Raw genomic sequence first — 12648 nt, forward strand, 5'->3', positions numbered from 1 at the left:
CCGACACGTTTCCTGGACGGAGGGCGATGTACCAGGACGATCCGGCTGGTCAGGAAGCAACCGGGCAGGACGCGCCCGAAGCGGGCGACGCGGGGGAGGCCGGCGGTTCCGTGGCGCTCACGCCGCACCAGCAGCCCGCCGAGCACGAGCTCGAAGCGAGCCTGCGACCGCGGCACCTGTCCGAGTTCGTCGGGCAGCCGCGGGTGCGCGAGCAGCTGGAGCTCGTGCTGCACGGGGCCGTGCGGCGCGGTGACCAGCCGGACCACGTGCTGTTCTCCGGGCCGCCCGGGCTGGGCAAGACGAGCCTGGCCATGATCATCGCCTCCGAGCTGGGGGCCTCGATCCGCGTGTCCTCCGGCCCGGCGCTGGAGAAGCCCGGCGACCTGGCCGCGATGCTGTCGAACCTCACCGCGGGCGACGTGCTGTTCATCGACGAGATCCACCGGATCGCCCGCCCGGCCGAGGAGATGCTCTACCTGGCCATGGAGGACTACCGGGTGGACGTGGTCGTCGGGAAGGGTCCCGGGGCGACGAGCATCCCGCTGGAGCTGGCGCCGTTCACCCTGGTCGGCGCGACGACCCGCTCCGGGGCGCTGACCGGTCCGCTGCGCGACCGGTTCGGCTTCACCGCGCACATGGAGTACTACGCGCCCGCCGAGCTCGACCAGGTGCTGCGCCGCTCGGCGGGCATCCTCGGCGTGGAGCTGCGCGAGGACGGGGCCGCCGAGATCGCGCGCCGCTCGCGCGGCACGCCGCGCATCGCGAACCGGCTGCTGCGGCGCGTGCGCGACTACGCCGAGATCCGCGCGGACGGCGTGGTCACCCTCGGAGTGGCGCGCGCGGCGCTGGAGGTCTACGACGTCGACGAGGTCGGGCTGGACCGGCTCGACCGCGCGGTGCTCGGTGCGCTGGTGCGTTCCTTCCACGGCGGTCCCGTGGGGATCTCCACCCTGGCGGTGGCCGTGGGGGAGGAGTCGAGCACGGTGGAGGAGGTGTGTGAGCCGTACCTCGTCCGCGTAGGCTTGCTGGCACGCACGCCACGGGGGCGTGTGGCAACGGTGGCCGCCTGGCGGCACCTCGGTCTCACCGCCCCGGACCACGCTCCGGGGGAGGCGACGCCGAGCCTGTTCGAGGAGTGACGCAGCGCCCGATCGCGGGGCGGTGCGGAGCGGGTCTTCGAAAACTCCGGGTGTTTCCGGCACACTGAGGAGTTGGACATCCGCGCAATTCGGACCGGTGCTCGGTTGAGGTCGGGGCGGTCCGGAACGTGTTCGCTGAACAACGTGTTCGCTGAACGGAGCATCATGGAATTCCTTCCCATCGTCCTGATCCTCGCGATCGGTCTCATGCTGTTCTTCCAGGTCCGCAAGCAGAAGAAGGCCATGGCGGACCAGCAGAAGCTGCAGAACTCGCTCACCGTCGGTGACCGGGTCATGACGACCTCCGGGGTGTACGGCACGATCACCGCCACCGCCGAGGACACGGTGGACCTCGAGCTCGCGCCCGGTGTGACCACCACCTGGCTGCGCCAGGCGGTTCGCCAGAAGGCGAACGAGGAGCAGACCGAGGCGGCGGACTCGTCGGAGCAGGACTCCGCGGACGACGCGTCGGAGGCGAGCACCGAGTCGAACGCGCAGTTCGCCGAGCCGATCGAGAACCGGAAGAACTGACCTGGCGCACGGTCCCGGGAGCGCTGCTGCGAGCTCCCGGGCCGCGCGTGCCGCGGGGGCGCCGCCTCGCCGTTGTCCGCGAAACCCGCTGCGTCCCCCCTGTCTTCTCCGTCGTTTCCGCTGCGTAACCCCTGCGCACGCGGTGTGCGCACCCGGGGGGAGGGGTGCGGCGGAACCCTGTCAGACTGGTGCCACGCGGTCTCCCGGCGTCGGTGTGCGTGACGCGGGTGGACCGCTTGCTTCTGCCATCCGCGTGAACAGGAGACCGAGAAACCGTGGCACCTCCGGCCGGTCACATCCGCCCAGGGCGTTATCTCGCGGTTTTCGCGCTGATCGTCGCGGTCCTGTACTCGTTGGTGTTCTTCACCGGGGACCGGGAGCCGTCTCCCGAGCTCGGCATCGATCTGCAGGGCGGAACCCGCGTGACGTTGACCGCGCAGACCCCCACGGGGGAGCCGCCGAGCAACGAGTCGCTGGACCAGGCCCGCCAGATCATCGAGACGCGGGTCAACGGCATGGGCGTCAGCGGTTCCGAGGTGACCCGGGACGGCAACAACCTCGTCATCACGGTCCCCGGCGAGGGCGGTGAGCAGGCGCGCCAGCTCGGGCAGACCGCCAAGCTCGAGATCCGCCGCGTCGCCCAGGCCGTGCCGAACCCGCAGCAGCAACAACAGCAACAGCAGCAACAGCAGCCGCAGAACGCGGGCGGGGCGCCGGAGCGGATCGCCGAGGCGAAGAAGACGCGGCAGAGCACCGACCCGAACGTGCTGCGGCAGGCCGTCCAGAACCTGGACTGCAACGCGCCCGATCCGCTGCGCGGGCACGCCGACCCGGCGAAGCCGCTGGTGACCTGCGAGCGGGACGGCAGCGCCAAGTACGTCCTGGAGCCGGTGCTGCTCGAGGGCGAGCAGATCGAGGACGCCCAGGCGAGCGCCCCGAGCCAGCAGGATCCGCAGTGGAGCGTGAACCTGCGGTTCAAGCCCGAGGGCGCCCAGAAGTGGGGCCAGTTCACCGCGGCCAACCAGGGCAAGCAGGCCGCGTTCGTGCTCGACAGCGAGGTGGTGTCCGCACCGCAGATCCAGGCGGCCTCCAGCGCGCGCACGCAGATCACGGGCCAGTTCAACCAGGAGTCGGCCACGGAACTCGCCGACATGCTCAAGTACGGCTCGCTGCCGCTGGCGTTCAAGCAGTCCGAGGCGCAGACCGTTTCGCCCACGCTCGGGGTGACCTCGCTGAAGGCGGGACTCATCGCCGGCGGCATCGGGCTGGCCTTCGTCGCCGTGTACTGCCTGCTCTACTACCGCCTGCTCGGCGTGCTCACCGTGCTGTCGCTGGTGCTGTCCGGCGCCGTGGTCTACGGGGCGCTCGTGCTGCTGGGGCGGTGGATCGGTTTCACCCTGGACCTGGCGGGCGTGGCCGGGTTCATCATCGCCATCGGCATCACCGCGGACTCGTTCATCGTGTTCTTCGAACGCATCAAGGACGAGATACGCGAGGGCCGCACGTTCCGCTCCGCCGTCCCGCGGGCCTGGGAGCGGGCGCGCCGCACGATCCTCGCCTCGGACGCGATCAGCGTGATGGCCTCGGTCGTGCTCTACATCCTCGCCGTCGGCGAGGTGAAGGGCTTCGCCTTCACCCTGGGCATGTCGACCGTACTGGACCTGATCGTCGTGTTCCTGGTCACGCACCCGCTGGTGGCGTGGGCGTCGCGGAAGAGAGCCCTGTCCAAACCCGGCGTGACCGGTCTGGGCGCGGTGCAGCGGATCGCCGCCGCCGACCGCGGACAGCGCAGGCGGACCGCGAACACCAAGGAGGCGTGAGGTGACGACCCCCGGCACCGAGACGACAGCGAGCGAGCAGGCGTCCGCGCGTCGCGGCTCCGTGCTCCACCGGCTCCACACCGGCACCGGCGCCTTCGACATCGTCGGGCGGCGCCGCCGGTGGTTCCTCGCGCTGGGACTGGTCGTGGTGATCTGCCTGGCGGGCATCGGCCTGCGCGGGTTCAACCTCGGCATCGACTTCGTCGGCGGCACGCAGATCACGGTGCCCGCCACCGGCGACAACGGGCGGATCACCACCGAGCAGGTCGAGGACGGCTACCGGGACGCCCTGGGCCACCCCCCGGAGAAGGTCCAGGTCGTCGGCGCGGGCGGCAACCAGACGATCGAGCTCCAGTCGAGGACGCTGAACACCGAGCAGACCAGCCGGGTCAAGGACGCGCTGTTCGAGCAGCTGCGCCCGCACAACGCGCAGGGCAGCGCCGACCGGCAGGTGATCAGCGACAGCGCGGTCAGCGGCACGTGGGGCGGCGAGATCACCCGGCAGGCGGTCATCGCCCTGGTGGTCTTCCTCGCGCTGGTCTCGGCGTTCCTGGTCTTCTACTTCGAGCGGTGGATGGCCGTCAGCGCCGTGATCACGCTGCTGTACGACCTGACGGTCACGGCCGGCGTGTACTCGTGGACCGGTTTCGAGGTCAGCCCGGCCACGGTGATCGGTCTGCTGACGATCCTCGGCTACTCGCTGTACGACACGGTCGTCGTCTTCGACAAGGTGAGGGAGAACACCCGCGGCCTGCTCGGCGTGAACCGCCGCACCTACGGCGAGGCGGCCAACCTCGCGATCAACCAGACGCTGATGCGCTCGATCAACACCTCGCTCGTCGGTCTGCTGCCGGTGCTCGGCCTGCTCATCGTCGGTGCGTGGCTGTTCGGCGTGGGCGTGCTGCGCGACCTCGGCCTGGTGCAGGGAGTGGGCATGTTCGTCGGCACGTTCTCCTCGGTGCTGCTGGCTGCTCCGCTGCTGGTGACGTTCAAGATGCGCGAGACGCGGTACCGCGAGCACGCCGAGAAGGTGATGCAGCGGCGCGGGCGATCCGCCGGCGACGGGGGGACCGGTGCCGGGGGGACCGGCGGCACCCGGTCCGCCCCGAACGAGGCCGAGTCCGGAGGGGTCCCGGCCGCGGTGAACGTCACCGGCGGTGGTGCCGGCGTCGCGTCGGGCAGCGGTGGCGCGTCCGGCAGCGGCGGATCCGGCAGCGGCGGAGCCGCGAGGGGCGCGGCGGACAAACCGCGCCCGGGCCGCAAGCCCGCCGGCAAGGCCGGCAGGTCCGGTCAGGCGAAGCCCACGGGCAAGGCGAACCGGTCGTCCGGCAGGCGCCGCCGGTGAGAGCGAGCCGGGGCGGGAGCGAGACGGGTGTGACCGCGTGATGCGGATGACGGAGGACGCCGCGGCGGCGGGCAGCGCCGAGGAGCTGCGGCGGGCCGCCGCACTGGTCCGCGAGGTCCCGGACTTCCCGGAACCGGGGGTGCTCTTCCGCGACATCAGCCCGGTGTTCGCCGACGCGCGCGCCCTGGAGGCGATCGTGCGCGAACTGGGCGGCGGTGCGGAGTTCGACCTGGTGGCCGGGGTGGAGGCGCGCGGGTTCCTCGTCGGGGCCGCCGTGGCGCACGCCTCAGGCACCGGCGTGGTCGGGCTGCGCAAGCCCGGCAAGCTGCCCGAGGTGGCCGATCGCGTCGATTACGAGCTCGAGTACGGGCAGGCCTCGCTCGAACTGCCCGCGGGCGCGCTGCGTTCCGGCCAGCGGGTGCTCGTGGTCGACGACGTGCTGGCGACCGGTGGCACCCTGGTCGCCGGTGCCGAGCTGGTCCGCCGGGCGGGGGCTTCGGTCGCGGGCCTGGCGGTCGTGCTCGAGCTGAGCGCGCTGGGCGGGCGCGCGCGGTTCGGCGCGCACCCGCCGCACGCCCTGTTCAGCGTGTGAGCCCGCGCTGCGCGGGGGCGCCGGCGGGGCCGCTCACCGTCGCAGGGGCGGGGTGCGGCTGATCGGCGCGGGCGAAGTGGCGCTGTCGTTCGCAGCGGTGCGGGACCGTTCGCCGGAACACGCGTGTGGCCGGGGAAGGTCACCGCGGTGAACGGCGTTATTCTCAATGCCCGGGCCGTTACGACCGACCCGGGCCGAACGCCATAGTCGCCAGTGCCTCGGGAGCGTGCGGTGAGTCAACACGTGGAGTCCCCCGCTTCGTCCGAATCGGCTGCGCAGCCGCGCGGTGCCTCCGCGACCCGCCGGGTGCGCGCCCGGTTGGCGCGGAGGATCACGGCGCAGCGCGCCACCCCGGTCAAGCAGGTCCTGGAGCCGCTGGCCGCGGTGCACCGCGAGGTGCACCCGCAGGCCGACCTGGGCGTGCTGCAGCGCGCCTACGACACCGCGGCCCACGCGCACCGCCACCAGCAGCGCAAGTCCGGTGATCCGTACATCACGCACCCGCTGGCGGTGGCGACGATCCTCGGCGAGCTGGGCATGGACACGACCACTCTGGTGGCCGGTCTGCTGCACGACACGGTCGAGGACACCGAGTACTCGCTGGACAAGCTCACCGCCGACTTCGGCGAAGAGGTCGCCCACCTGGTCGACGGGGTGACCAAGCTGGACAAGGTCAAGCTGGGGCAGGCTGCGGAGGCCGAGACCATCCGCAAGATGGTCATCGCCATGGCCCAGGACCCGCGGGTGCTGGTGATCAAACTGGCCGACCGGCTGCACAACATGCGCACGATGCGCTTCCTGCCGCCGGAGAAGCAGGCCACCAAGGCCCGCGAGACCCTCGAGGTGCTGGCGCCGCTGGCGCACCGGCTGGGCATGGCCACGATCAAGTGGGAGCTGGAGGACCTCGCCTTCGCGATCCTGCAGCCCAAGAAGTACGACGAGATCGTGCGCCTGGTCGCCAACCGGGCGCCGTCGCGGGACACGTACCTGCGCACTGTCATCGACGAGCTGTCCGGCCACCTCGACGCGGCCAAGCTGTCGGCGAAGGTCGAGGGGCGGCCGAAGCACTACTACTCGATCCACCAGAAGATGATCATGCGCGGTCGGGACTTCGACGACATCCACGACCTCGTGGGCGTGCGCATCCTGGTGGACGAGCTGCGCGACTGCTACGCGGCCATGGGCGTGGTGCACGCGCTGTGGCAGCCGATGCCGGGGCGCTTCAAGGACTACATCGCCCAGCCGCGCTTCGGCGTCTACCAGTCGCTGCACACGACCGTGATCGGCCCGGAGGGCAAGCCGCTCGAGGTGCAGATCCGCACCCACGAGATGCACCGCACCGCCGAGTACGGCATCGCGGCGCACTGGCGCTACAAGGAGACGCGGGGGCGCAACGGCAGCGGCGGGCAGGCCGGCGTCGAGGTCGACGAGATGGCCTGGATGCGGCAGCTGCTCGACTGGCAGCGGGAGGCCGCCGACCCGGGAGAGTTCCTCGAGTCGCTGCGCTACGACCTGGCCACCCGCGAGATCTTCGTGTTCACCCCGAAGGGCGATGTGATCACGCTGCCCTCCGGATCGACCCCGGTGGACTTCGCGTACGCGGTGCACACCGAGGTGGGGCACCGCTGCATCGGGTCCCGCGTCAACGGCCGCCTCGTCGCGCTCGAGCGCAAGCTGGAGAACGGCGAGGTCGTCGAGATCTTCACCTCCAAGGCCGAGGGGTCCGGGCCGAGCCGCGACTGGCTCTCGTTCGTCGCCTCGCCGCGGGCGAAGACGAAGATCAAGCAGTGGTTCGCCAAGGAGCGCCGCGAGGAGGCGATCGAGAACGGCAAGGAGTGGATCACCAAGGAGGTGCGCCGGCTGGGCATGCCGGTGCAGCGCCTGGTCTCCTCCGAGTCGCTCGGTGCCGTCGCCAAGGAGATGCACTACGTCGACGTGACCGCGCTGTACGCGGCGGTCGGGGAGCGCCAGGTCTCGGCGCACCACCTCGTGCAGCGGCTGGTGTCGCTCATCGGCGGGCCGGAGCAGGCCGCGGACGAGGTCGCCGAGCGCGCCACGCCCTCCACGCTGCAGGGCCAGCGGCGGATCTCCGGCGACTCCGGCGTGGTCGTGCAGGGAACCGGCGACGTGTGGGCGAAGCTCGCCCGCTGCTGCACCCCGGTGCCCGGCGACGACATCCTCGGATTCGTCACCCGCGGCGGCTACGTCAGCGTGCACCGCACCGACTGCACCAACGCCGATGACCTGCGCAGCAAACCGGAGCGGCTGGTCGACGTGCACTGGGCGCCCTCGGCGTCCTCGGTGTTCCTCGTGGCCATCCAGGTGGAGGCGCTGGACCGGCACCGCCTGCTGTCGGACGTGACCAAGGTGCTCGCCGACGAGCGCGTGAACATCCTGTCGGCCTCGGTGACCACCTCCAACGACCGGGTGGCGGTCAGCCGCTTCTCGTTCGAGATGGGTGATCCGAAGCACCTCGGCCACGTGCTCAAGGCCGTGCGCAACATCGAGGGCGTCTACGACGTCTACCGCGTCACCTCGGCGACCTGAGCGGGAACGTCCGCCCCGGCCCCCAGCGCCTGCTGGTCGGGCAGCGCCTGCTGGTCGGAGCGGGCGAACACCACGTAGCCGCCCACGACGGCCGCGGCGACGATGATCGCGGTGACCACCAGCGTCGCGACCCGCCGCCGGCGCGTGCGCTCGGCCTGCCGCTGCAGCTGGTTCCGCAGCTTGCGCTTGGCCTCCTGGCGGCGCTGCTCGTTGCCGCGTTCGGGCTCGCCGTCGCGTTCGGGCTCGCTGTCGCGTTCGGGCTCGCTGTCGTGCTCGGGCTCGCTGTCGTGCTCGGGCTCGGTCACGTGCACCTCCGGCGAACGTGGTGATCTTCATCCGGAAGTGTAGGGGTCGGGTGCTGTCCGGTATGTGCGCGGTACCGCCCGTCGCCGGGGGCCGCCCCCGCCGGGCGATACTCTAGGGTGGCTTCGGTTCCCGGCTGCCGCGTGCACCGCACACCGCCCCGGGTCCGCCCACCTTGACCGCGGAGAACGAGAAGGGACCGGCTGGCGTGCTAGTGCTGGGATTCCCCGTCGGACCGCTGCAGGCCAACTGCTACGTGCTCGCCGCCTCCGACGACGCCCCGTGCGTCGTGATCGACCCCGGGCAGGACGCGGCGGAGGAGTTGGACGCGCGACTGGCCGAGCACCGGCTCGCCCCGGCGGGCGTGCTGCTCACGCACGGCCACTTCGACCACGTGCTCTCCGCGGGCGAGGTCTGCGACCGCTACTCCGTCCCGGGGTGGATCCACCCCGAGGACCGGTACATGCTCGCCGACCCGGCGGCGGCGCTCGGCCCGATGGGCGCGCAGCTGTTCGGGGAGGACTTCGCCGCCCACCCGCCGAAGGACGTGCGCGAGGTGGCCGCGGGCACGCGGCTCGACCTCGCCGGGTTGCGCATCGACGTGCTGCACACCCCCGGCCATACCGGCGGTGCGGTCGTGTACGGCGTGGAGACCGCCGAAGGCGGGCACCTGCTGTTCACCGGCGACACGCTGTTCGCCGGTGCGATCGGCCGCACCGACCTGCCCGGTGGCGATCACAGCGCCATCCTGCGCTCCCTGCACACCTCGCTGCTGGCGATGCCCGACGAGGCCGTCGTCCTGCCCGGGCACGGGCCGACGAGCACGGTCGGTCAGGAACGCGCGGGCAACCCGTTCCTGCAGGGCGCCCCGGGCACGTGCCGGCACACCGACGAGAACTGAGGCACGATGAGCACATTCACCGCCCCGAAGGGCATCCCGGAGTACTACCCGCCGCGGTCGGCGGCGTTCCTGACCGTGCGCGACACGCTCGCCGACGCCGCGCGCCGCGCCGGCTACGGCTACCTGGAACTGCCGGTGTTCGAGGACACCACCCTGTTCGCCCGCGGCGTCGGCGAGGCCACCGACGTCGTGGCGAAGGAGATGTACACCTTCCCCGACCGCGGCGGCCGCTCGGTGACGCTCCGCCCGGAGGGCACGGCCGGGGTGATGCGCTCGGTCATCGAGAACGGCCTGGACAAGGGGCAGCTGCCGGTGAAGCTGCAGTACGCCGGCCAGTTCTTCCGCTACGAGCGCCCCCAGGCCGGGCGGTACCGGCAGCTGCAGCAGGTCGGGGTCGAGGCGGTCGGTGTCGACGACCCGGCCCTGGACGCCGAGGTCATCGCCATCGCCGACGAGGCCTACCGGCGGCTCGGCCTCACCGGTTACCGCATCGAGCTCACCTCGCTCGGCGACAGCACCTGCCGCCCGGCCTACCGGGCGAAGCTGCTGGAGTTCCTGCGCGGGTTGCCGCTCGACGAGGAGACGCAGCAGCGGGCGGAGCTGAACCCGCTGCGCGTGCTCGACGACAAGCGCCCCGAGGTGCGCGAGCTGCTCGCCGACGCGCCGCTCATGGTCGACCACCTGTCGGCCTCGGCCGAGGAGCACTACCAGCAGGTCAAGCAGCACCTGACCGACCTGGGCGTGCCGTTCGCCGAGAACCCGCGGCTGGTGCGCGGTCTGGACTACTACACGAAGACGACGTTCGAGTTCGTGCACGACGGGCTCGGCGCCCAGTCGGGCATCGGCGGCGGTGGCCGCTACGACGGCCTCATGGCCGAGCTCGGCGGCGGGGAGCACTCCGGTGTCGGGTTCGGCCTGGGAGTGGACCGCACGTTGCTGGCCTGCGAGACCGAGGGACTGGACATCGGGGACACCGCGCACTGCGACGTGTACTGCGTGCCGCTCGGCGAGGAGGCCAAGCGGCGGCTGGTGGTCGTCGCCGGGCAGCTGCGCCGCGCCGGGATCCGCGTGGACATGTCCTACGGGGGCAGGGGGCTGAAGGGCGCGATGAAGGCGGCCGGCCGCTCCGGTGCGCGGTTCGCCCTCGTGCTCGGCGAACGCGACCTCGCCGCGGGCACCGCGCAGCTCAAGGAGCTCGACAGCGGCGAGCAGCGCCCGGTGGAGCTGGAGACCGCGCGCGACGAGGTGGTCGGCGCGCTCGCGGAGGTGCGATGAGTGCCGCCGAGGAAGCGGTGCCGCTGAACCTGCTGGACCGCTCGGTCATCCGGGCCCGCGCGCGCAACGTCGCCATCGCCGCGGTGGTCGTCGGGGCGGCGCTGGGCGGGATCATCGGTCTGTTCGCCGGACCGCTCGGCTTCGTCGTGCCCTTCGCGGTCGTGGTGGTGCCGCTGCTGCTGCTCGCGCTGACCGAGGCGCGCAGGGACACGTCGCTGCGCGGCACCGAGGTGCGGGTGCGCGCTCTCGGCACGCGCGTGGTCGACCTGGCGCGGGCGAGCAAGATCGACCTGCTGGTCACCGACGTGCGCGGGGCGCGCACGATCAGCCTGCTGGTCACGGGGCCGCCGAAGAACAAGGCGGTGACCGCCGCGCTGGCGATGTACGCCGGGACCGGCGGGCGCGAGCTGGACATCTTCGCGCTGCGCCGGATCGCCGACACGCTGGCGGGGATCGGCACGGCGCAGGCGCTGGTGCTGTCCGACCTGATCGTGGCCCAGCTGCGGGCGGAGGCCCGGGGCGACGCGGCGGCGGAGCGCCCGCTGTACCGCCTCGGCTCGATGGCCCCGGAAGGCCGCGTGGCGCAGAAGCTCGACCCGAGCGCGGTGGCCCGGTTCGTCGCCACGTTGGACGGGTAGGCGCTGAGCTTCGGCGGCTTGCCGGAGTGGTTGCTGGGCAGAACCTCCGGTGCGGTTCAGCGCGGTGGTGCCCGCGGCGGACGCGGGGTCTGCGCGGTGGCGCTCCGCGCCGCCGCGATCGCACCCGCCCGGGCGGTCAGCACAGCGGGGTGCGGGCGGTGCGCGCCGGCTGCGGACCCGCTGCTGACCACGGCCGCGGCGAGCGCGGTGGTGATGGGCACCGCGGCGATGATGCCGATGCTGCCGACGAGGGTGCGCACCGCTTCCTGGGCGACGTCCTGCGAGGTCGCGATCGTGCGGAAGCCGCTGCCGGAGAGGCTGTAGGCCAGCAGCAGCGGCAGCGCCGCACCGGCGTAGGCCAGCACCAGGGTGTTGACCGAGGACGCGACGTGGTCGCGGCCGATGCGCAGCGCGGCGCGGTACAGCTCCCGCCAGCTCAGCCGGGGGTTGGCCTCGTGCAGCTCCCACACCGCGCTGGTCTGGGTGACGGTGACGTCGTCGAGCACGCCGAGCGCGCCGATGACGATCCCGGCCAGCAGCAGGCCCCGCGCGTCGATCGGCGCGTCCAGCGCCCCGACGAGCTGGGTGGTCTCCTCGTCGAGGCCGGTCAGCCGCGTCGCGCCGGAGAACACCGCGCTGAGCAGGCCGATGAGGCCCAGGCTCGCGATGGTGCCGAGCACGGCGGTGGAGGTGCGCGCGGACAGACCGTGCGCCAGGTACAGCACCGCGAACATGATCACCCCGGAGGCCACCAGCGCCACCAGCAGCGGGTCGCGCCCGGCGAGGATCGCGGGCAGGGCGAAGCCGATGAGGACGGCGAAGCTCACCCCGATGCCCAGCAGCGAGCGCAGCCCCTTCCACCGGGCGAGCACGAGCACCGCGGCGGCGAACAGCCCGACGAGCGCGAGCAGGCCGTGGTCGCGCTGGAAGTCCACCACCTGGTAGGAGCTGTCGCTGCTCGGCTCCGCGCCGGAGTAGGACAGCACGACGCGGTCGCCCGCGCCGAAGTGCGGCGTGCCGGGGCCGACCGGCATGACCTGCTCGATCGTCTCCCCGGCGGCGGGACCGTCGGACATGGTCACGCGCAGCCGGGTGCAGTCCCCGGCGGAGCTGTCGGGGCCGCCGGTGCTGCTGAGCGTGCAGGAGCCGCTCTCGGCGGCGATGACCTCGCCGTGCACCGGTGAGGCGCCGAACCCCAGGTCCGCGCCGGACCGGGGGTGCTCGCCGAACGGGTGGAGCACGAGCACCCCGATCAGCGCGACCAGCAGCACCGGTCCGAGCACGGCGGTGAGCACTGCCCGCACGCGCGGGGAAGCGGGTGCGGCCGTGCCGTGCCCGTGTCCGTGGCCCACGTTCGGTGCGGCGCTGTGCGCGGCCGGGGCGTGCGTCGTCGCGGCGTGCTCAGCGACGGAGTGCTCGGCCGGCGAGTGCTCAGCGGGGGAGTCCGCCGGGGCGCCGGCGTCCGGGTGCGCTGCGTCCCGGTGCGCGGCGAACGGGTGCGGGGTGGGAGGCCGGGGCGGTCCGGACGGGTCTCGCTCGGGCACCCGGCCATTATGC

11 protein-coding genes are annotated in these 12648 nt (G+C 72.5%); 9 read left to right on the forward strand and 2 right to left on the reverse strand.

Annotated elements, in window-relative coordinates; genetic code table 11:
• Positions 1–26: 26 nt before the first annotated feature.
• From ruvB to ACYVJE_RS15065, 6 genes are all read left to right on the forward strand, one after another.
• The gene (gene ruvB / locus ACYVJE_RS15040) at positions 27–1139 is read left to right on the forward strand and encodes a Holliday junction branch migration DNA helicase RuvB (RefSeq protein ID WP_459156559.1); all 1113 of its coding nucleotides are present in this window, start codon (positions 27–29) and stop codon (positions 1137–1139) included.
• A 165-nt stretch (positions 1140–1304) separates the two neighbouring features.
• Positions 1305–1670 (forward strand): preprotein translocase subunit YajC, encoded by a 366-nt coding sequence (gene yajC / locus ACYVJE_RS15045; RefSeq protein ID WP_459156558.1) that lies wholly within the window; start codon positions 1305–1307, stop codon positions 1668–1670.
• Between the two features lie 275 nt (positions 1671–1945).
• Positions 1946–3490 carry a protein translocase subunit SecD gene (secD, locus tag ACYVJE_RS15050; protein WP_461144945.1) on the forward strand — a complete coding sequence of 515 codons (1545 nt, stop codon included), beginning with the start codon at positions 1946–1948 and terminating at the stop codon, positions 3488–3490.
• Position 3491: 1 nt separating this feature from the next.
• Entirely contained in the window at positions 3492–4835 is a 1344-nt protein-coding gene (gene secF / locus ACYVJE_RS15055; RefSeq protein ID WP_461144946.1) for a protein translocase subunit SecF, read from the forward strand.
• A 40-nt stretch (positions 4836–4875) separates the two neighbouring features.
• Positions 4876–5427: an adenine phosphoribosyltransferase gene (locus ACYVJE_RS15060; RefSeq protein WP_461144982.1), complete on the forward strand. Its 552-nt coding sequence runs from the start codon at positions 4876–4878 to the stop codon at positions 5425–5427.
• A gap of 231 nt (positions 5428–5658) precedes the next feature.
• Positions 5659–7974 carry a RelA/SpoT family protein gene (locus ACYVJE_RS15065; RefSeq protein ID WP_459156555.1) on the forward strand — a complete coding sequence of 772 codons (2316 nt, stop codon included), beginning with the start codon at positions 5659–5661 and terminating at the stop codon, positions 7972–7974.
• Here the strand turns inward: ACYVJE_RS15065 and ACYVJE_RS15070 are convergent.
• Positions 7950–8279: a hypothetical protein gene (locus ACYVJE_RS15070; RefSeq protein WP_461144947.1), complete on the reverse strand. Its 330-nt coding sequence runs from the start codon at positions 8277–8279 to the stop codon at positions 7950–7952. The genes ACYVJE_RS15065 and ACYVJE_RS15070 overlap by 25 nt on opposite strands.
• A gap of 206 nt (positions 8280–8485) precedes the next feature.
• Between ACYVJE_RS15070 and ACYVJE_RS15075 the strand changes: the two genes are divergently transcribed.
• From ACYVJE_RS15075 to ACYVJE_RS15085, 3 genes are read left to right on the forward strand one after another with little or no spacing between them, the layout of a single operon-like run.
• Positions 8486–9178 carry an MBL fold metallo-hydrolase gene (locus ACYVJE_RS15075; RefSeq protein WP_461144948.1) on the forward strand — a complete coding sequence of 231 codons (693 nt, stop codon included), beginning with the start codon at positions 8486–8488 and terminating at the stop codon, positions 9176–9178.
• A gap of 6 nt (positions 9179–9184) precedes the next feature.
• Positions 9185–10453 carry a histidine--tRNA ligase gene (hisS, locus tag ACYVJE_RS15080; RefSeq protein WP_461144949.1) on the forward strand — a complete coding sequence of 423 codons (1269 nt, stop codon included), beginning with the start codon at positions 9185–9187 and terminating at the stop codon, positions 10451–10453.
• A complete protein-coding gene (locus tag ACYVJE_RS15085) occupies positions 10450–11091 on the forward strand; it encodes a hypothetical protein (RefSeq protein WP_461144950.1) in 642 nt (213 codons plus the stop codon). The genes hisS and ACYVJE_RS15085 overlap by 4 nt, the downstream gene beginning before the upstream one ends.
• Positions 11092–11147: 56 nt before the next feature.
• Here the strand turns inward: ACYVJE_RS15085 and ACYVJE_RS15090 are convergent, their stop codons facing one another.
• Positions 11148–12635, reverse strand: coding sequence for a YibE/F family protein (locus ACYVJE_RS15090; RefSeq protein ID WP_461144951.1), 1488 nt, complete (start codon positions 12633–12635; stop codon positions 11148–11150).
• Positions 12636–12648 lie beyond the last annotated feature (13 nt).

The sequence above is a fragment of the Salinifilum aidingensis genome (assembly GCF_054782015.1).